Here is a 19,773-nt window from a genome sequence, read left to right as displayed (position 1 = left end):
AGCAACGCGGTCAACCTGAGAAACTCATGTTCCACTCGGATCAGGGCAGCCAATATGCCAGCCGAGTGTTCCGGCAGCGGTTATGGCGCTATCGAATGCAGCAAAGCATGAGCCGGCGGGGCAACTGTTGGGACAATGCGCCAATGGAAAGGCTGTTCCGCAGCCTCAAATCAGAGTGGGTGCCTACGATGGGCTACCGCAACTTGCCCGAAGCAAAGAAAGATATCGGTGACTATCTGATGGGTTACTACAATTACCACAGGCCTCACAGCTACAACGGCGGGATCGCCCCTGCGGTGGCCGAAGAAAAACCTAAATCACTGTCCGGTATTAGTTGACCACTACAGGGTATGTAAGGCGCTCCAGACTGACACAGTCCCCCGCACGGGTCATCCGTTCAGCTGTGCCAAAGGTAACAAAATACTACCCGGTGTAGACGCTGTGTCTAGCATGAGTTGCGACAAGCGAGTCACGAGGAGCGAAAAGCTGTGGGAAGGGTGCACCGCGCCTCAGTGCACCCTTCCCATTCAGGGGCGAGTGAGGGTTTTCGGGTCCAGCAGCTTTTCCAGTTCGTCCCGGGACAGGTCGGACTGCTCCTCGGCCACATCGATCACCGGGCGGCCACTGGCAAAGGCGTCTTTGGCGATCTTCGCTGCCTTCTCGTAGCCAATCACCGGATTGAGGGCCGTGACCAGAATCGGGTTCTTGCCCACCCCTGCCGCCAGACGCTCTTCATTAAAAGTCATTCCGGTGATGGCCCGGTCGGCCAGATTCCGGCAACTGTTGGCCAGCCAGCCGGTCATGTCCAACAGGTTGCTGGCCACCAGCGGCAACATCACGTTGAGCTGGAAGTTACCGCTCTGGGCCGCCACCGCATTGGCCTGATCCAGGCCCATGACCTGCGCCGCCACCATGGTCACCGATTCGCAGATCACCGGGTTGACCTTGCCGGGCATGATCGAAGAGCCCGGCTGGGTGGCCGGCAGTTGCAGCTCGCCCAGACCATGGATGGGGCCCGAATTCATCCAGCGCAGATCATTACTGATCTTCATCAGTACGACCGCCAGGCCACGCAGGGCAGCGGACAGATTCAGCGGCGCATCCAACGCACTCTGGGCCACAAAGGGATGCGGCATTGGCGTGAAGTCCAGCCCGGTTTCCTCTGCCAGTTGCCTGGCAAAGGCCGCCGCAAAATCCGGGTGGGCATTGATGCCGCTGCCCACCGCCGTGCCGCCCTGGGGGATGGTCAGCAGTTCATCCCGGGCCCGGGCCAAGCGGCTGCTGGCATCCTGCAATTGCAGCACCCAGGTCTGCAGTTCCTGCTCCACCGTCACCGGCATGGCATCCATCAGATGGGTTCTGCCGGTCTTCACCAGCTCCCGGCCTTCCCGGGCACGCAACCCCAACGTGGCGATCAGGTGTTCCAGTCCCGGGAGCAATTGTTCGGTGACGGCCAGTACCGAAGACACATGAATGGCGGTGGGAATGGTGTCGTTGCTGCTCTGCCCCAGGTTCACATCATCATTGGGATGAATCTCGACACCGGCGTCGGCGCACAGGTGCGCAATGACCTCATTCACGTTCATGTTGGTGCTGGTGCCAGAGCCGGTCTGGAAAATATCCACCGGGAATTGGTCCAGATGATGGCCGGCCAGCAAGTCATTACAGGCCCCGACAATGGCAGCCTGCTTGTCCGCTGGCAGCTGTTCCAACCGGAGGTTGGCCTCAGCCGCGCAGCGTTTGATGCGTACCACCGCCAGAATAAACCGCTCCGGCAACGGACGACCGCTGATGGGAAAGTTGTCCACTGCCCGCTGGGTCTGGGCACCCCATCGGGCCGTTTTGGGCACCTGCACCTGGCCCAGGGAATCGGTTTCGATACGGGTCTCGGTATCGTGGCCGCTCATGATGGCCTCCTGGCAATGAATTTTCTCCATCATGGCACGGGAAATAGGTCAGATCATCCATCCTCCCTTCACCACATCATGGCGTTTTCCATGGATACTAGGGCCATGCTGCCAGATACCGATTCTTCCCCGGTGGACCCAACCCTGTTCACCGACCTGCCCTGCCTCCCCGGCGTCTACCGCTTTTTTGGCGAGCAGGATGAACTGCTCTATGTGGGAAAAAGCATCAATCTGCGACAACGGGTAAAGAGCCACTTTGCGGCCCGGCACCGGGATAAAAAGGAAGCCCGGTTGTGCCACCTGACCCGCCGTATCGAGCATCAGGTCACTGCCGGCGAACTGGGCGCACTGTTGCTGGAAAACCGGGAAATCAAACAACGCCAACCCATCTTCAACCGTCGTCAGCGCCGTTACCGGCAGCTGCATACCTGGCGTCTGCAAACCAACCGTCAGGGTTTTCTTGTTCCAGTGTTATACCGGCCGCTGGTAGATAATCATGGCTGGCAACAGGACAGCTATGGTCTGTTTCGCAGCCCCCGGCAGGCAAAAGGCATGCTGGATGGCAAGGTGCGTGAAGCCGGGCTCTGCCCGCGAATCTGTGGCCTGGAAGGGAACGGCAAGGGGGCCTGCTTTGCGCATCAGCTGGGCCGATGTCAGGGTGCCTGTTGCGGCAAGGAAACCGTGGAGAGTCACAACCAGCGGCTACAGACAACCCTGGAAGACCAGCATATCCAGGCTTGGCCTTACCCGGGTGTGCTGGTGATCCGTGAGCAGAACCCGCAACAAACCGACTACCATCTGGTTGATCAATGGTGCCATCTCACCACCCTGCAACATAAGCCGGAACCGATGACCATTACCCCGGATGCGGATGCCAGCTTTGATCTGGACAGTTACCGGATGCTGATCCGTTTTCTGGATCAGGGTGTGGAACACTATGTGTTGTCGTGATCCTGCCAAGGCCTAGGGGGGTGGCACCTTGGCAATGATTTCGCTGTGCCAGGTGCCGCCCGGCATGGCAATGCGACCGTATTGCTGATCCCCAAAACTGACCTGCCCCACCAACGGCGTGCCGCCGCCGCTCTGGCCGAAGTCCGCGCTCTGCCCCAGCAACAGTTCATTGGCGATGGTCAGGCTGGCCAGTCCATCACTGTTCTGATCACCGGATTTCAGCAGCACCTTGCCATTACGCCAACCGATGCTGCCACTGACATCTGAAAGCCGGAAAGCCGAACTCGGGCTGGAAACCTCTGCCAGCGACAGGTACGCATTGCCATCCAGATTCATGTAGCCATCAAAGCCCAGGACAGCCAGTCCATCAGCGCTCGCTGGATAAAGCACAAAGCGGAACTGGTCGGCTGACAGGTTGAGATCCCACAGGGCCACATTCACCGTCGACCCGCTCAAATCATTCAGGCTTCCCGCCCCCAGTAAGCCGCGCACCTGATAACGGGACAGGGCATCGGTTTGAAGCATGATGCCTGACGACAGCGCCGGAAAGGCCGGGTCTGTTTCTCCCAGCGTCAGATACAGGTCCCGGGCTTCCCAGAGCAGGTCATTATTCAGCAGGCCCACCGCGACCTGACTGGTGGTATCGGCGAACAGGAAATGGGAGTTGTTTTGCCAGTTAGCCGAGGCCGTCGCGCGCACCAGAGGATCGCTACTATTGGCCGCCTCCCAGAACCCCGGTGACTGCACCATCAGCGTCGCGTCTGCCCGCAACCCCAGATTGCTGGAGGGTCCTTGGGGGTAAACCAGGAAATCCGCATCCAGTTTTCCCAGAGTCAGAACCAGGCCCCAATCATAGTTATCCGACCATCCACTGGTCGGGTTGGTGACGGTCAGCTGTTCACTGTAAGCATGCAGGTGACCATTGCGCAGCAGGACCGCAAACGCGGAGTCCCCCAGCCCTACCCGGGTGGGATGAAACACTCCACCGGCACTGGAGCACAAACCACTATCGGGCTGCCCACTGGTAAAGCCGCCCCCAAAACACAGACCTGCCGGACCGGTGTTGTTTTGCAGCACATCCACGATGGCATCCATGGCGAACATGGGGCCGGCACCGTTACCCAGCCGGCGCCAATTCCCCATCTCGATCCGGGTGCGATCCCCGTCCGCATGCCCCAGGCGAAGCTGGAAATCCGTGTCGAAATCCCACTGGGCCTGAATATTCAGACCCTCGGAGCGTGGCGTATTAATGCCAGCATAATCCCAGTTTCCACTCGGCACTGTGCCGTCATAGCCATAGCCGATCCCACCAGCAGACACCCGCACACTGGCGTCTTTGAGACCACCAATCCAGGCGCCGTATATCAGGGGTTGTCGACCGGTGCGATCAAAATTGGTCGGTGCTGCCTTGTACATCAGATCGAACTCCAGGGCGGTATAGGTGTGATCCGCCTCCAGCAACAAACCATTACTGTCGATACCGATGATGCCCGTGGCGGGCGCATGCCCCCCAGCCGGACCGTTGCTAAACCGGTTCTGTATCATCAAATTGCCAATGCTCATCTCCGCACTGCCCGCTCCACCCTGGCGGTATATCCAGTCACCGGTCATGGAAAAATCCAGATTGGCGTGCTGACCATTCCTGCTGAAAATCCCCTGGTTCACCAGCGCCAGGTTGCCCTGCGAATACAACGCGACCTGACCCAGGGAGTGCCCCGCATAAGCCGGGTTGGTCCCGGTTTGCAGGGTGATGCCGTCCAGGGTGAAAAGGCTGGGCTGCCAGTCATACTGCAATGCCAATAGCGGAACGGTCCCGTCGCTTCCCACGTCCAGCTGCAGTTGTGCGCGCAGAGGATTGCCATCTCCCTGCAGGGTAAGACCGTTCAGTTGTGTACAGGCATGCTGGTCTGTGACGCCGCCGCTGCAGGCGCCAGCCGGAGCATTCCCACTGTCTGTTATCCAGTTCAGCTGCTGGGCCTGGAGGGCGTCCGTGCTTTCCAGATTGACGGTGAGTCCGTCCTGGCCACGAATGTCAGCCAGCCCACTGTCATCAAGAGGCGTCATGGCAATGGCTGCGATGGGCAGTGACATTAACGCCAGCATTAACAGGTGTCGGTTATCAGAAGCCATACAGAAACGCCCTCCCGTCAAAACGCATCTGCATGTCCCCGTTGGGGCTCGTGGAATCGCTCATGCGGAATGCCAGTGCACTACCGGGGTTGTTATCGAGCAGGTATCCGGGGGTCGTGCCGTCGTCCACTTCCACGGCCATGCGCCCGATATTCACAAAGGCATGCAGATCCTGATATTCACCCGGCCCCTTGGCAAAGGGATAATCAACCAAAATCGCCGGCAAACCATCCGGATTACACGGGGAAAGCAGACAGTTGCCATCCGCATCCTCAAAGCGACTCAGGTCACGGTAGGGGGAACTGCTGTTACTCAGGAAAGCCCCCTCAAAACGAATATCCTCCACGGCCAGACTGCCGTAAAAATCCTTCATTACTAACCAGTTTCCTTCCCGTGCCACAAATTCAAGTCCGAGCCGGCAAGGATCAGGGGTGCCGCCACAGGCCATGTCCGGCACGTTGTTTTCGTCCACATTGTTGCGAAATCGCAAGGTGAGCTGAACGGCATCGCCACCGCTGACCGACTGCAGTTCATGATCAGCCATGGGTATCATTGACTCTGCTTGCGCTTTTATCGAATAACCGATACTGATCAACACCAACACCATCGGTATTAAAGGATTGAAGTGCTGTGATGAAATTTCCCGGCCAGCCATCGCTTTTCTCCTTCAGCAAAACATGGTGCTGCCGTAGCAGTTTTGTTGCGGCGACAGATTGAACGCCGCGTGCTCGAGAAGCAGGCCGGGTGCTATCAGCAAGGCAATAGCTTCATCAATGCCTCGGTTACCCAGGTTGGCATCAGGGTTGTACACATCGAGCAACTTCACTGATGGCGCATTAAGCCACCAGCCCGTATTTGCGGGCACCGCATAGGCGCTTGAGCATCGCGGCGTAGCATTTCCTGTATTACAAATATCAAAAGCACCCGGCGGCAAATCCTGAGAAGGCGTCAACTTGCTGTACCTTGGGTAAGCAATGGGTTCTCGCTGGAAAGAAAGAAAGAAGTCAGAGGTGTCTTCAAGAGTCAGTTTATGAACGCTGCGAAGATCCGTGTACAGGCTGGCATACACATCATTAAGAATTAAATTGGCGATCCCGTCGATGCCACATGCCAATGGATTCCAGGGGCAACCAATACCAAATAAATCTGTTTCAATATTGTTGATGGCCAGTTCTGCCGCTCTTAGACCCAGGGTTTGCATCCGTGTGCCAGCAAGATCAACAAAGAGCGCATCATTCAATGTGTTGCCGCAATCATCATGACCAATGCTGGTTCTCCCGGTGCACCCTGTTGCCTCCAGACCGAACAGCAAAGCGATTCTTGCCTTGATATCCATTGTCAGGGAAAGTTCAGCGCCCAGAAATCCACTGACGGTATTAATTCCGGAGTGACAACCAATCACGCCCGGGCCTGTCACAGCGCCGGTATCGCAGGTGGTACCGAAGGCGGTATTTTCCTGATTGATGGCATTATCGGTGAAATATCGCCTTCCCAGGCTAAGGGCACCATCCGCTGATTCCGCCCCTATCTTGATGCCGGCAATCTCTCGCAGCGTGGTGGTATCATCATTTTTGACCGCAAACTCTATGTAAGGTCTATCCAGGGTAAACGGGCTGCCAGCCTCACCAATATCGGTGCCGTTTCTGCCCATCAAACTCAGATAATCAATATCAATATCACAGCCTGCATGACCGGAAAGATGGTCATTAATGCCACCACAGCCCAGCTGTAATTTGGAGATATTCAGATTCATCTGAAGTTCTCCATCCAAACCAATACGATAGAACTCAAAGGGCGTGGAGTATTCATTGGGATTGGCGAGTGCACTGCCTGATACCTTGTCGGAAACAATCAGACCCTGGCCGGATATCGCTCTCATCTGACTATCGTCAAGCGGGCTCATTCCTCCCATACTCAATGCAACGGATTGTGAAGAAAAGAACAGCAACGCAACCCACAGGAAACTTATCTTTGCGGGGAATAAAATTATTATTTTTATCATGATGCACCTCTAATTCCCGGCGCCATAGCTGGTGAATTTAAGATAATTGACTTGAAGTCCCTCAATGCGGGCGTCACCGATATTGGCAACATCAGTACGAATTACAGGAAGGTTGCTCCCCCCTGAAACGCCAAAGAAAGTGGATGGATTGACTTTGTTTACGGTGGTGTAATCAGGACCTGAATCGATGCTGTAACTACCGCCATATCCACATTGATAGTCACTCCCATTGCTGGCATTGCAATTGACCGCCTGGCGATAGTAGCGATCCGCAACCGAACCGATTCCCCCTCGTGGGGTATAGTTTCCACAGTTGTTGCCTCCCGGGCAGGAGTACTCATTGGTCCCTGTCCTGATGTCCACCGCGGTAATCATGTATGCGAAGGCATCAAAGTCGTCGCAGCTTTCACATTTGCGAAAGAAAATACCGTCACTGGTGTCGTTGTAGGCATTGCGGCTGGGGGAAGGCGTTGTGGATATCGCCGGGCAGCCCAATCCGCGGCAGGGGTACCAGTCACCCCAGCGTGAGTGGCCATGGGTCACAAAATAGGCATCATCCACGGTATGCGTGGGAGTGGCCCCGGGGGTCTGGGTCAGCAGTGCGGCTCGTGCCGTGATATAACCCGCATCCGTACTGTCTGGCACCACCAGAGAATAAAAATGGTCATGCACGGCTGTATGGGTAGGCACATCAGGAAGACGGGGGATTTCCAGAATGAAATTACCGTCCTGTGAGGGCACGGTATTCAGCGTGAGGGCCTGGTAATACAGTTGCCCCAACGGCACATAGGCATCCACATTTTTGAAATGCAGACCTTCCAGGGCGTCAAATCTTACCGGTTCACCAACGTCATCACTGGCGCTGCCAGTCTGTTGTGCGGCCGAGAAGCGGAAGTCTCCTTTCAGGTAGCTGTGGTAGAGAATGGCAAAGGTTTCGTTACCCGGCTGGGTAAACTGAAAAAGTCGAAAGGCAGAGTTGGCCGCATTACCCCGGATGATGGTCTGGGTCTTCAGCAGGTCGCCGGTTCCCACCGCCAGGTTATTGTTATTGCCGCTACGCCCTACCTCCAGTTCCCCCCAAAAGGAAAGGGTATAATCCGGCTGCGCACTGGGTGCCAGATATTCATAGATGGTCTTGTCCGGATTATCGGGGTCACTGTTGATGATGGTCCCCTCGTAGCTGACGCCACGGGGAGAAAACGCGCGCAACAGGTAAGGGTTATCGTGGGGGGCAAAGTCCGCAATCAGGCCACCGCGGGGGCAACCCAGACTGGAGGCATCACAGGGCGTGCCGAAATTGCCGCCACTTTCATCCCAGTGAAATCCCCCCGGGCCGGCACCGGAGATATTGACGCCATACCAGCGCAGGTCTCCCCGCTGCAGTGTGGTATCGCCCACCGGATCCGACCCCACCTGTTCAAAATAGCTGGTGGGCTTGACCAGCCAGCGAAAATCCTCGAAACCGATCGCCAGTCCGGTGCCAGTGACCTGAGACAGGCTTTCCTCATCCAGGGACTCCATAGCCGCCTGGGCCAGTAATGGCATGGCTGCCAATAGCGTAGCCAGTACACGGGAAAACCGCTTTTTCTTGTGTTTGGTGAGCATCCCCACCTCGCTGTGTTGTTTTTTTTTTATGTACAGCCATTCCGTGACCCATCAGTCACAATCGGAACAAGCAAACTCCATCCGCATATGCATGCCAATGCTCAAAAATTTTTATTATGTTTACTTCCGCCCTAGGCGTTTGATTTGAAAGGGGCTTGGATGCGGAATTTTTACATTGAGCGGTTTAGTCAATAATTTGACTATTCAGTCAACAGGGGCGGCAGGAAGAAGGGGGGGGGGACACAAGGATCATTCCATAGACGCAGGGATCCGCGTCGGGCTTGGGATGCTACTTACCGATACAGAAAGAGGAAAAAATCCGGCCCAGTAAATCATCCGCGGTAAAGGCACCGGTAATTTCTTCCAGGGCTTTCTGGGCAGCGCGCAGGTCTTCCGCCAGCAGCTCGCCAGCGGCATGATCGTGCAATTGCTGCTCGCCATTGTCCAGGGCGGCGAGAGCCTGTTGCAGCGCCGTGATGTGGCGGCGACGGGCGGAAAAGCGGCTTTGCCCTTCACCCTGCCCTGTTCCTTTAAATCCGGCGGCGGCTTTCAGGTGCTCCCGCAGTTCCGGCAAGCCGTCACCGGTGGTAGCGGAGATCACGAAGCTACCGTCATCCCGGGGCCCGGTCGGGATGCCGGACAGATCTGCCTTGTTCAGCACCACCGTCACCGGCAGATCCAGATTTTCCAGTTGCTGCTGGCTCTGCGGAAGCAAGCTGTGGATATCTTGTGGATTAACATCTCCCTCCCGGGAATCCACCATGACCAGCAGGCGGTCGGCTTTTTTCATTTCCGCATAGGCACGGCGAATGCCCTCCTGCTCCACCACATCGGCGCTGTCCCGCAGGCCAGCGGTATCAATCAGGTTCAGGGGCATGCCATCCAGCTGGATGGATTCGCGCAGCACATCCCGGGTGGTACCGGCGATATCGGTAACGATGGCCGCATCGAAGCCGGCCAGGGCATTCATCAGCGAGGACTTTCCGGCATTGGGTTTGCCGGCGATAACCAGGGTCATGCCCTCACGAACCAGGCGGCCCTGATTGGCTTCCTCCAGCACCCGCAGGCATTGCCCGCGTAACTCACGGAGATCCCCGGCCACCTTGCCATCAGAGAGAAAGTCGATTTCCTCTTCCGGGAAATCAATGGCGGCTTCCACATAGATGCGCAACCCAATGAGCTCCTCCACCAGGCGATTCACCTGGTCGGAGAACCCCCCCTGCAGGGAATGCAGGGCGGCTCGTGCTGATGCACTGGTGCCGGCATCGATCAGGTCGGCGATGGCTTCAGCCTGGGTCAGATCCATCTTGTCGTTGAGGAAGGCCCGCTGGGAAAATTCCCCCGCCCGGGCCTGACGGGCGCCAGCCGCTATGCAGGCTGCCACCAGCATATCCAGGATCACCGGGCCGCCATGGCCCTGCAGCTCGACCACGTCTTCGCCGGTAAACGAGTGGGGTGCCGGGAAGGCAATCACCAGCCCCTCATCGATCACCTGGCCCTGGGCATCTTTGAAGCGGGCAAAATGCGCCATTCTAGGGGTCAGTGAGCGATCACCCACCAACTTTCCGGCAATCTCACGGGCCCCGGGACCGGACAGGCGAACCACGCCCACGCCGCCACGGCCTGGCGCTGTGGCAATGGCAACAATCGTATCCTGGGCAGTATTCGACATGGGCTAATTCAGGCAGACCGGCAAAGGAGCATCAGCATAAAACAAAACCGGCCGGGAAATCCCGGCCGGTTGATAAAGAACAGCAGCGCGGGGCTGTTATCCTTCGTTTTCGATCTTGCGGGTAATCGCCCACTGCTGGGCAATGGACAGCAGGTTGTTGGTCAGCCAGTACAGCACCAGACCTGCCGGGAACCACAGCATGAAGACGGAGAACACCACCGGCATCCACTTCATCACCTGGGCCTGCATGGGGTCCGCCGGCGTCGGGTTGAGGCGGGTCTGCAGGAACATGGAAGCGCCCATCAGGATTGGCAGGACAAAATACGGGTCCATCACTGACAGATCGTTGATCCACAGGAAGAACGGGGCCTGACGCAGCTCCACCGACTCCAGCAGCACATAGTACAGGGCAATAAACACCGGCATCTGAACCAGCATGGGCAGACAACCGCCCAGGGGGTTGATCTTCTCGCGCTGGAACAACTTCATGGTTTCCATCTGCGCTTTCTGCCGGTCGTTCTTGTTCTGCTCCTTGATGCGCTGCATCTCCGGCGCCACCTTGCGCATTTTCGCCATGGAGCGATAGCTGGTAGCGCTGAGCTTGAAGAAGATTGCCTTGATAATGAAGGTCAGCAGGATGATGGCCACACCCCAGTTCCCCACACCGGCACCGATGTCGATATCCATGCCAAACACGGACACCTCACCGCTCTGCAGGAACACCAGCAGGGCAAAGATGGGCTGGGAAATAAACCACAGCCAGCCATAGTCCACGGTCATGTTGAGACCGGGGCTGATCGCCTCCAGCTTGTCCTGCTGCTTGGGCCCGGCATAAAACTCGGCGTACAGCACTTTTTCTTCACCGGGAGCCACCTTGACGGTGGGAGAGACGAAGCGCAGCAGGTACTGGCCTCGCTTTTCCAGATGGACGCTGGAGTATTGATTCCGTTGCTGGGCATCCGGTACCCAGGCAGAAACAAAGTAGTGTTGCACCATGGCCAACCAGCCGCCCTCGACCGTCAGGTTCAGAGGCTGGTCCGCCATGTCGTCAAAATCGAGTTTATTGTAGGGCTTCTCGCTATCCCAGTAGGCAGCCCCCAAATAGGTGGGCATGGGGATAAAGCCATGGTTCGCCAGACCCGGGTCATCACTGCCGTCGCGCTTGATCTGGCCATACAGGGCACCGGACCATTCGCTGTTCCCCTGGTTGCGAACAATATGGCTGACGCGAACCAGGTAGCTACCGCGCTCGAAGGTGAAACGTTTGACCAGTTCGGCGCCATTGTCCTGACGCAGGGTCAGATCCACATTCAGTTCCTGGCTGCCCTCATCCAGCTGATAGCTCTGCTCGGCAGTGCTCCACAGCGGACGGCCCGCACTGGAATCGGTTCCGTTCTTGCCGATCAGTCCACTCTGGGCCACATAGGTACGATTGGCATCCTGCTCGAGCAACACGAAGGGCTGATCCGGGGTTTCCGCATGGCGAGGGAACTCCGGCAACGCCAGGCGGACGATATCGCCCCCCTTGGGATCGATTTCCACACGCAGCACATCGGTGCTGACACGGATACGTTCCTGACGGGTGGACTGCTCGCTGGATTCGGATGCGGGAGTTTGAGCCTGTTCTGCGGGAGCAGAAGGAATGCCGCTATCGGCAGTCTCGGCCTGAGGTTCGGGGAGATCCAGCCCGTCGTCATTGCCTTGCGCAGTCTGCGCAACCTCTTCAACGGCGGCTGGCTGGGTCGGGTTGGCATAATCCTGTTGCCAGGCCTGAATCATCAGGTAGGAAACGATGGCAATGCCGGTGATTACTAGGGCGCGCTGGATTTCCATAACAGGCTATTCTGTGGCGTGAAAAACGGGCCGCAGTTTCTCAAGCTTGCCCGCACTTAGCAAGCAGCTTGTCAAAGAGCTTGCCAAGCTGGTCTGTCACTTCTGCCGGATCCGGGCGATCAATGCGTCCGCGGACCAGCAATATAATGTCCAGTCCTGCCAGTTCGTGCTGGCGTAAACGGAATTGCTCCCGGGCTCTGCGTTTGACACAGCCACGGTCAACCGCCCGCTTTGCGCGCTTGCGGCCAATCACCAGGCCCAATCGGGGCAACTGCTGCTGATTCGGACACGCCAACAACAAAAACGCCGCATTGCCCACCTTCCATTTGGGGTGGTCGAATACGGTCTGATATTGGGTTCCGGTAAGAAGTCTGTGCTGGCGGGTAAAAGCCTGGGTTGTCGGCACTGTTACCTCAGCCAGGAGGGCGGAGTAAAACGGTTGGCTCAGGCAGCCAACCGCTTACGACCCTTGGCACGACGAGCGGCCAGAATTTTACGACCGTTTTTAGTCGCCATGCGAGCACGGAAACCGTGGGCACGTTTGCGTTTGAGTACGCTGGGCTGAAATGTGCGTTTCATGGTGTCTTCCCCATGGAATGAGACAGCAATTAGAAGGCCGGCAAGTCTAGGGAAAGGGAAATCCCCTGTCAATCGGCTTTTCAGCCTTGTGCAAAGCGGGCTGGAGAGAACTGTTAATAGAACTTAAATATTTAAATGTTTTTAGTAGTAGTAGTTTTAATAGGGGAAGCGGCTTTTTGTGGATAAGCAATAAAAGCATATATTTATCAATGCGTTGCTTCGTTGATAACTTGCGTACCATTGTGTGTAAGTACTGGGGACGAGCGGGGGACGAGCTGTCATTAAATGTGGGTACAAATTATCCCGGTGGTTGTCCACCGGGTTGTCCCTGTATCCCCGCACAGGGTTATGGCCCTACTTATCCACAGAAATAAAGCCAGAAAAATCCCCGCTGTCCTGTGGATAGTTATCGCCTGGAGGGGGTAGAATGACGGGCCAAATTGCGGTTCGTTGACCGAAATTTCATTCAGTTCATAAAGACGATTCAGGGCCCGAAGTGCCGCTGGACTGTGAGTCCTTTCGCGGTCGGGTTCCTTGTTCTTTCGCGCCTGTGGGCAGAAGAGCAGTATCGTTCAGGATAATAAGGCGTGTGCGTGTCTGAAGAGCTCTGGCAACGCTGCCTGACCCGACTCGAGGATGAGTTGCCGTCACAGCAGTACAACATGTGGATCCGGCCATTACAGGTGGCTGCATCTGCGGATGGCGCCGAGCTGACGCTGTTTGCCCCCAACCGGTTTGTGGTGGACTGGGTACGCGACAAGTACATGGATCGCATCGGTGAGGTGCTGGGCGAATTGCAGAGCGGTGCGCTGCCCCAGTTACGCCTGGAGGTGGGATCCAGCCGTATGCCCACCCCGCCGCCACAGACGTCCTCTCCGGCCCCTGCCAGCGCGGCTGCGCCCTCTTCCGGTCATATGCGTACCCCTGAGCTGGCAGAGAGCAAACCGCAGCCCACGGCGCTGGGCGGGGCCCGCAAACATCGCAGCAATCTCAATACCGGCTTTACCTTTTCTACCTTTGTGGAAGGCAAGTCCAACCGCATGGCGGCGGCTGCTGCCCAGCAGGTGGCGGAGAACCCTGCCAGCCATGGCTATAACCCGTTGTTGTTGTATGGCGGTGTGGGCCTGGGCAAGACCCACCTGATGCACGCGGTGGGTAATGAGCTGCTGCGGCGCAACCCCAATGCCAAGGTGGTCTACCTGCACAGTGAGCGGTTTGTGGCAGACATGATTTCTGCCCTGCGCAACAAGACCATTAATGAGTTCAAGCGCTTTTACCGCTCCGTGGACGCCTTGCTGATTGATGATATTCAATTCTTTGCAGGTAAGGAGCAGTCCCAGGAAGAGTTCTTCCATACCTTTAATGCGTTGCTGGAAAATGGTCAGCAGATCATCCTCACCTGTGACAAATTCCCCAAGGAAGTGGATGGTCTGGAGGAGCGGCTCAAGAGCCGGTTCGGTTGGGGGTTGTCCCAGCCCATGGAACCGCCGGAGCTGGAGACCCGCGTGGCGATCCTGAAAAAGAAGGCGGAAGAAGCCAAGGTGGATTTGCCCAATGACGCGGCCTTCTTTATCGCGCAACGAATCCGTTCTAATGTACGGGAACTGGAAGGCGCGCTGCGCCGGGTGATCGCTCATGTGCGGTTCACCGGGGCGCAGATCGATATCGGCCTGATCAAGGAAGCGCTGAAGGATCTGATTGCCCTGCAGGCACGGCAGATCAGTATCGACAACATCCAGCGGGTGGTGGCCGAGTACTACAAGATCAAGATCAACGACCTGCTCTCACCCCGGCGGACCCGTTCGGTGGCGAGACCCCGGCAAGTGGCCATGGCCTTGTCCAAGGAGCTGACCAGCCACAGCCTGCCGGAGATTGGTGAGAATTTTGGTGGCCGTGATCACACCACCGTATTGCATGCCTGTCGTAAGGTGTTGCAGCTGCGGGAATCCAATCCGGAAATCGAGGAAGATTATCAGAGCCTGTTACGGACGTTGACGTCCTGACGGGGAGAGCCCGGCCCGGTGGCCGGTTCTGTGCATAGTAAAGGAAGGGGCCGGGAGCCTCTGGCCCAAATAACCAGAACGGGAAAGCGCGATGAAATTCTCAATCAATAGAGAACAACTGCTCAAGCCCCTGCAACAGGTGGCCGCAGTGGTGGAAAAACGGCAGACACTGCCGGTGCTGTCCAATGTCTTGCTGGAAGTCGGCGATGGACAGCTTTCCATGACCGGCACCGATCTGGAGCTGGAGCTGGTTGCTCGCCTGCCCCTGGAGGGGGAGCACCAGGCAGGTGAAACCACAGTCCCGGCCCGCAAGCTGGTGGATATTGCCAAGAGCCTGCCGGCGGAGGCCGACATTCGCTTTGAAGTTGATGGCGAGCGCATGCTGGTCCGTTCCGGTCGCAGCCGTTTCACCCTCTCTACCCTGCCTGCCTCCGAGTTTCCCAATCTGGAAGAAGATGCCGCTGGCTCCACGCTGGATATTCAGCCGGGGGTATTGCGGGGTCTGATTGATCGCACCGCCTTCTCCATGGCCCAGCAGGACGTGCGCTATTACCTCAATGGCATGCTGTTCGAGCTGAAGCCGGGGCGTCTGCGCGCGGTGGCCACCGATGGCCATCGTCTGGCCCTGTGTGATGCTGAGCTGGATATGCCGGTGGAAGAAGCCTCGGTGATTCTGCCCCGTAAAGGGGTGATGGAACTGTCCCGTATTCTTGGTGATGCCGGTGAAAATGCTCGCCTGACCGTGGGGCGCAACCACGTCCGTATCGTGGTCGGGGCGATTACGTTTACCTCCAAGCTGGTGGACGGCAAGTTCCCCGAGTACGACCGGGTGATTCCGAAAGAGGGTTCTCGCACCATCATTGCCGATCGGGAAACCCTGCGTCAGGCCCTGGCCCGGGTAGCGATCCTGTCCAACGAGAAATACCGGGGTGTGCGGGTGCAGTTGTCTGAGGGCAGCCTGCGCATCGTTGCCAACAACCCGGAGCAGGAAGAAGCGGAAGAAGAAGTGTCCGTGGACTTCAATGGTCAGCCCCTGGAGATTGGCTTCAATGTGAGCTATCTGCTGGATGTGCTGAATACCATGGCCGGCACCCAGGCAGAGCTGGAAATGGGTGACAGCAACAGCAGCGCCCTGGTGCTGGATCCGGAGAGCAAGGCGGCCCTGTATGTGGTCATGCCCATGCGGTTGTGATCGCTGGCTGATGGCTGATCCCAGGTCTGCAAAAACCCGGCTGCGATGCCGGGTTTTTTTTGGCTTAAGTGTTCTGTGTTCTGTTCCTTTCCATTTAGGCGCTGTGCCCTGCCCCTCTCCCTGGGCTACAATCGAGTGATTCATTTCTGGCCGCAATGACGGCCTCCCTGGTTGTGTAGCGGGTGGATTCCTTTCTATGTTGAGTCGTCTCCAGCTCGGAGATTTTCGCAATTACCGTCAGCTGGACATTGCCCTCTCCCCTTCCCTGAATGTGATCCTGGGCGACAACGGCAGTGGCAAGACCAGCCTGCTGGAGGCCATCTATTTTATTGGCAGCGGCGGCCGGTCGTTCCGTGGTGGCAGGTTGTCCCGGCTGGTCCGCGACGGTGCCCCGGCGGCTACCCTGTATGCGGAAGTTGTGTGCGAAGAGAAGCATCATCGGTTGGGGGTGCGACGTACGCCTGGGGGTATTGATGCCATCAAGCTGAATGGTGAGACGCCCAAAGCCCTTAGTGAAGTGGCCGGACTCTTGCCGGTCCTGGCGCTTCACCCCACTTCCGTGGAGCTGGTTTTTGGTGCCTCGGCCCTGCGACGGCGTTTCATGGACTGGGGAATGTTCCACGTGGAACATGAGTTTATGCCGGTATGGCGCACTGCCTCGGCAGCCCTGAAGCAACGAAATGCCCTGCTGCGTACCGGGCGTCCGAACCCTCGGGAACTGGGGTTTTGGGACCAGCAACTGGCCCAGACTTCTGATAGAATCGAAGGGTTACGCCGTCGCTATTTACAGGCGCTGCAGACGGGGCTGGATACGGTGTTGTCCCATCTGGCACCGGAGCTGAAAATTCGCGTTCAGCTGCAGACAGGGCTGCAAAAAGATGAGAGCTATGCGGATGCGCTGTCTCGCCTGCGCCAGGATGATATCCGGCGTGGGTTTAGCCAGGCAGGGTTTCACCGCAGTGATATTCGTATCGAAACCCGGGGCGTGGTGGCACGAGATCGCCTCTCCCGGGGCCAGGCCAAGCTTGTTGCCTATGGTCTGGTGCTGGCTCAGCTGCCCCTGATCAGTCAGGCGGGTAAAGTCTGTACCTTGCTGGTGGATGATCTGGCGGCAGAGCTGGACGAAGAACACCGTAATCAGATGCTGGGGTTTCTGGCCTCCACAGGTCACCAGACACTGATTACCGCACTGGATCAGCCTCAATGGGAGGCGGTGGTGCAACAGAATAAAGCGTTACGGGCGATCGAGAGCAAAATGTTCCACGTGGAACATGGCCAACTTCGGCCCCTCACCGGGAGTGAATAAGGAAATACCATGGCGGAGAAAAATTACGATTCATCCAGCATCAAGGTGCTGAAAGGGTTGGACGCCGTTCGCAAGCGCCCTGGCATGTACATCGGGGATACGGATGATGGCACTGGCCTGCACCATATGGTCTTCGAGGTGGTGGATAACTCCATCGACGAAGCCCTGGCTGGGTTCTGCTCCGAAATCCGGGTGGTCATTCATCCGGATGAATCCGTGTCCGTCCAGGACAATGGGCGGGGTATTCCTGTGGACATGCACGAAGAAGAAGGCGTGTCTGCCGCTGAAGTGATCATGACCGTGCTCCACGCCGGGGGCAAATTCGACGACAACACCTACAAGGTGTCCGGCGGCCTCCATGGTGTGGGGGTTTCCGTGGTAAATGCCCTCTCCGAAGAGCTGAAATTGACCATTCGCCGTAACGGCCAGGTCCACGAACAGATCTACCGTCACGGTGTACCGGCGATGCCGCTGGAAGTGGTAGGCAATACCGACAGCAGCGGTACCGCCATTCACTTCCGCCCGTCTGCTGAGACCTTCACCAACATCAAGTTTCACTACGATATCCTGGCCAAACGCCTGCGGGAGCTCAGCTTTCTGAACTCCGGCGTGCGTATCCACCTGCTGGATGAGCGTAACGGTGAAGAGGATGTGTTCGAGTATGAAGGGGGTCTGAGTGCCTTTGTCAGCTATCTGAACGAAAACAAGACGCCGCTGAACCAGGTCTTCCATTTCCAGTTTGACCGGGAAGAAGACGGTATCGCCGTGGAAGTGGCCATGCAGTGGAACGATTCCTACCAGGAAAACCTGTTCTGCTTCACCAACAATATTCCCCAGCGGGATGGGGGTACCCACCTGGCCGGGTTCCGGGCTGCCCTCACCCGCACCCTGAACAGCTATATGGAAAAGGAAGGTCTTCTCAAGAAAGAAAAGGCCAACCCCACCGGGGATGATGCCCGGGAAGGGCTTACCGCGGTGATTTCCGTGAAGGTCCCTGATCCCAAGTTCTCCAGCCAGACCAAAGACAAGCTGGTGTCGTCCGAGGTGAAAAGTGCGGTCGAGCAGACCATGGGCGAGCTGTTCCAGGATTACCTGCTGGAAAATCCCCAGGAAGCCAAGGCCATTTCCTCGAAGATCATCGATGCGGCCCGGGCCCGGGATGCCGCCCGTAAAGCGCGGGAAATGACCCGTCGTAAGGGCGCCCTGGATATCGCCGGCCTGCCCGGCAAACTGGCGGACTGTCAGCAGAAGGACCCTGCCCTGTCTGAACTCTATATCGTGGAGGGTGATTCTGCGGGGGGCTCTGCCAAACAGGGTCGAGACCGCAAGAATCAGGCGATCCTGCCGCTCAAGGGCAAGATCCTCAACGTGGAAAAAGCGCGTTTTGACAAGATGCTGTCTTCCCAGGAAGTGGGCACCCTGATTACCGCCCTGGGCTGCGGGATCGGTCGTGACGAATACAATGTGGAAAAACTCCGCTACCACCGCATCATCATCATGACGGATGCGGACGTGGATGGGTCCCACATCCGTACCCTGTTGCTGACCTTCTTCTTCCGTCAGATGCCGGAACTGATCGAACGGGGTTACGTCTACATTGCCCAGCCACCGCTCTACAAGGTGAAGAAAGGCAAGCAGGAGACCTATCTCAAGGATGACCTGGCCATGGAGGAGTATCTGACCACCCTGGCGCTGGAAAAAACCGCGCTTTATCCGGGGGACGATGCCCCGCCTATCAGTGGTGAGCCCCTGGCAAACCTGATTGCGGAATACCGCAATGTGATGAAGATTGTCGACCGTCAGTCCCGGGTGTTCCCCAAGGAAGTGCTGGAGCAGATGATCTACATGCCCTCTCTCAGCGAAGAGGGCCTGAAGGATCAGGCGGCCATGGACGACTGGTGCCAGGTGCTTGGCAAACGGGTGGATGCCATTACCGATGCGACCCAGACCTTTACCATTACGGCAGCCAAGGACGAGGAACGGGGCCTGTATCTGCCACGTGTGCAAGTGCTCGCTCACGGCGTACCCCGCGAATACCGGGTAACTCTGGATTTTCTGCAGTCACCGGACTATCAGAAAATCAAGGCTCTCGGGGAAACCCTGGAAGGTCTGCTGGCCGCCGATGCCTATATCCAGCGTGGCGAGACCCAGCGCTCCATTCGCCACTTCGCGGATGCTCTGGAATGGCTGATGGTGCAGGCCCGTCGTGGTACCAGCTTCCAGCGTTACAAGGGGTTGGGTGAAATGAATGCGGAGCAGCTGTGGGAAACCACCATGGACCCGGAAAGCCGCCGCATGTTGCAGGTCACCATCGAAGACGCCATCGCAGCAGATCAGATCTTTACCTGCCTGATGGGTGACGATGTGGATCCGCGACGGCAATTCATTGAGTCGAATGCCCTGCAGGTGTCCAACCTGGACGTGTAAGGGGTGATGTGGGACCCGCTTGCAGGTAATGGTATTTCGCTTGCAGGCAGGCTCCCATGCAAGGCGAGTCACCAGGTAGGAGTATCGAGTCGCGAAAACCGGAATATTTGACTCTGGATTTTGCCTTTCGATACTCGCTTCTCGTCACTCGACACTGTGGTGACAC

General features: G+C 57.3%; 15 protein-coding genes. 6 read left to right on the top strand and 9 right to left on the bottom strand.

The window, feature by feature from the left end:
• Nucleotides 1-338, top strand: a 338-nt coding sequence (locus C4S63_RS08405) for an integrase core domain-containing protein (protein ID WP_146063367.1), incomplete at its 5' end; no start/stop codon positions are given.
• Nucleotides 339-527: 189 nt separating this feature from the next.
• Here C4S63_RS08405 and C4S63_RS08400 read toward each other — a convergent pair.
• Complete coding sequence (locus C4S63_RS08400) at nucleotides 528-1,907, bottom strand: lyase family protein (protein WP_103917298.1); 1,380 nt, start codon at nucleotides 1,905-1,907, stop codon at nucleotides 528-530.
• 90 nt (nucleotides 1,908-1,997) lie between these two features.
• Here C4S63_RS08400 and C4S63_RS08395 point away from each other — a divergent pair, with 90 nt between their 5' ends.
• Nucleotides 1,998-2,858 carry a GIY-YIG nuclease family protein gene (locus C4S63_RS08395; protein ID WP_160052739.1) on the top strand — a complete coding sequence of 287 codons (861 nt, stop codon included), beginning with the start codon at nucleotides 1,998-2,000 and terminating at the stop codon, nucleotides 2,856-2,858.
• A gap of 12 nt (nucleotides 2,859-2,870) precedes the next feature.
• Here C4S63_RS08395 and C4S63_RS08390 read toward each other — a convergent pair whose 3' ends face one another.
• The 8 genes from C4S63_RS08390 to rpmH form a co-directional block, all read right to left on the bottom strand.
• Nucleotides 2,871-4,988 carry a DUF6160 family protein gene (locus C4S63_RS08390; protein ID WP_103917296.1) on the bottom strand — a complete coding sequence of 706 codons (2,118 nt, stop codon included), beginning with the start codon at nucleotides 4,986-4,988 and terminating at the stop codon, nucleotides 2,871-2,873.
• Nucleotides 4,978-5,532 carry a hypothetical protein gene (locus C4S63_RS08385; RefSeq protein ID WP_103917295.1) on the bottom strand — a complete coding sequence of 185 codons (555 nt, stop codon included), beginning with the start codon at nucleotides 5,530-5,532 and terminating at the stop codon, nucleotides 4,978-4,980. Before C4S63_RS08385 ends, C4S63_RS08390 begins: the two co-directional genes overlap by 11 nt.
• Before the next feature lie 123 nt (nucleotides 5,533-5,655).
• Entirely contained in the window at nucleotides 5,656-6,990 is a 1,335-nt protein-coding gene (locus C4S63_RS08380) for a hypothetical protein (RefSeq protein ID WP_146063365.1), read from the bottom strand.
• 9 nt (nucleotides 6,991-6,999) lie between these two features.
• Nucleotides 7,000-8,595 (bottom strand): DUF6160 family protein, encoded by a 1,596-nt coding sequence (locus C4S63_RS08375; protein ID WP_103917293.1) that lies wholly within the window; start codon nucleotides 8,593-8,595, stop codon nucleotides 7,000-7,002.
• Between the two features lie 289 nt (nucleotides 8,596-8,884).
• A complete protein-coding gene (mnmE, locus tag C4S63_RS08370) occupies nucleotides 8,885-10,267 on the bottom strand; it encodes a tRNA uridine-5-carboxymethylaminomethyl(34) synthesis GTPase MnmE (protein ID WP_103917292.1) in 1,383 nt (460 codons plus the stop codon).
• A 96-nt stretch (nucleotides 10,268-10,363) separates the two neighbouring features.
• Nucleotides 10,364-12,100: a membrane protein insertase YidC gene (yidC, locus tag C4S63_RS08365; protein ID WP_103917291.1), complete on the bottom strand. Its 1,737-nt coding sequence runs from the start codon at nucleotides 12,098-12,100 to the stop codon at nucleotides 10,364-10,366.
• 40 nt (nucleotides 12,101-12,140) lie between these two features.
• On the bottom strand, nucleotides 12,141-12,506 hold the full coding sequence (rnpA, locus tag C4S63_RS08360; protein WP_103917290.1) for a ribonuclease P protein component: 366 nt from the start codon (nucleotides 12,504-12,506) through the stop codon (nucleotides 12,141-12,143).
• Nucleotides 12,507-12,544: 38 nt separating this feature from the next.
• Nucleotides 12,545-12,679 carry a 50S ribosomal protein L34 gene (gene rpmH, locus C4S63_RS08355; RefSeq protein ID WP_011590025.1) on the bottom strand — a complete coding sequence of 45 codons (135 nt, stop codon included), beginning with the start codon at nucleotides 12,677-12,679 and terminating at the stop codon, nucleotides 12,545-12,547.
• A 593-nt stretch (nucleotides 12,680-13,272) separates the two neighbouring features.
• Between rpmH and dnaA the strand changes: the two genes are divergently transcribed.
• The 4 genes from dnaA to gyrB all read left to right on the top strand — a co-directional run bounded on the left by dnaA (nucleotide 13,273) and on the right by gyrB (nucleotide 19,607).
• Nucleotides 13,273-14,682 carry a chromosomal replication initiator protein DnaA gene (gene dnaA / locus C4S63_RS08350; RefSeq protein WP_062815479.1) on the top strand — a complete coding sequence of 470 codons (1,410 nt, stop codon included), beginning with the start codon at nucleotides 13,273-13,275 and terminating at the stop codon, nucleotides 14,680-14,682.
• Nucleotides 14,683-14,773: 91 nt separating this feature from the next.
• Entirely contained in the window at nucleotides 14,774-15,874 is a 1,101-nt protein-coding gene (dnaN, locus tag C4S63_RS08345) for a DNA polymerase III subunit beta (RefSeq protein WP_062815085.1), read from the top strand.
• Between the two features lie 196 nt (nucleotides 15,875-16,070).
• On the top strand, nucleotides 16,071-17,180 hold the full coding sequence (gene recF / locus C4S63_RS08340; protein ID WP_063509532.1) for a DNA replication/repair protein RecF: 1,110 nt from the start codon (nucleotides 16,071-16,073) through the stop codon (nucleotides 17,178-17,180).
• A 9-nt stretch (nucleotides 17,181-17,189) separates the two neighbouring features.
• Nucleotides 17,190-19,607 carry a DNA topoisomerase (ATP-hydrolyzing) subunit B gene (gyrB, locus tag C4S63_RS08335; protein ID WP_103917289.1) on the top strand — a complete coding sequence of 806 codons (2,418 nt, stop codon included), beginning with the start codon at nucleotides 17,190-17,192 and terminating at the stop codon, nucleotides 19,605-19,607.
• Nucleotides 19,608-19,773: the final 166 nt, after the last annotated feature.

Source organism: Alcanivorax sp. DSM 26293 (genome assembly GCF_900107995.1).
In the GTDB taxonomy this organism is placed as follows: domain Bacteria; phylum Pseudomonadota; class Gammaproteobacteria; order Pseudomonadales; family Alcanivoracaceae; genus Alcanivorax.
This window is presented reverse-complemented; position numbering and strand designations above follow the sequence as displayed.

Coding starts and splice junctions, on each gene's coding strand:
- mnmE (WP_103917292.1), bottom strand. CDS start 10,267: ATGTCGAATACTGCCCAGGATACGATTGTTGCCATTGCCACAGCGCCA.
- gyrB (WP_103917289.1), top strand. CDS start 17,190: ATGGCGGAGAAAAATTACGATTCATCCAGCATCAAGGTGCTGAAAGGG.
- C4S63_RS08385 (WP_103917295.1), bottom strand. CDS start 5,532: ATGGCTGATCATGAACTGCAGTCGGTCAGCGGTGGCGATGCCGTTCAG.
- rpmH (WP_011590025.1), bottom strand. CDS start 12,679: ATGAAACGCACATTTCAGCCCAGCGTACTCAAACGCAAACGTGCCCAC.
- C4S63_RS08375 (WP_103917293.1), bottom strand. CDS start 8,595: ATGCTCACCAAACACAAGAAAAAGCGGTTTTCCCGTGTACTGGCTACG.
- dnaN (WP_062815085.1), top strand. CDS start 14,774: ATGAAATTCTCAATCAATAGAGAACAACTGCTCAAGCCCCTGCAACAG.
- yidC (WP_103917291.1), bottom strand. CDS start 12,100: ATGGAAATCCAGCGCGCCCTAGTAATCACCGGCATTGCCATCGTTTCC.
- C4S63_RS08400 (WP_103917298.1), bottom strand. CDS start 1,907: ATGAGCGGCCACGATACCGAGACCCGTATCGAAACCGATTCCCTGGGC.
- C4S63_RS08395 (WP_160052739.1), top strand. CDS start 1,998: ATGGATACTAGGGCCATGCTGCCAGATACCGATTCTTCCCCGGTGGAC.
- C4S63_RS08380 (WP_146063365.1), bottom strand. CDS start 6,990: ATGATAAAAATAATAATTTTATTCCCCGCAAAGATAAGTTTCCTGTGG.
- recF (WP_063509532.1), top strand. CDS start 16,071: ATGTTGAGTCGTCTCCAGCTCGGAGATTTTCGCAATTACCGTCAGCTG.
- C4S63_RS08390 (WP_103917296.1), bottom strand. CDS start 4,988: ATGGCTTCTGATAACCGACACCTGTTAATGCTGGCGTTAATGTCACTG.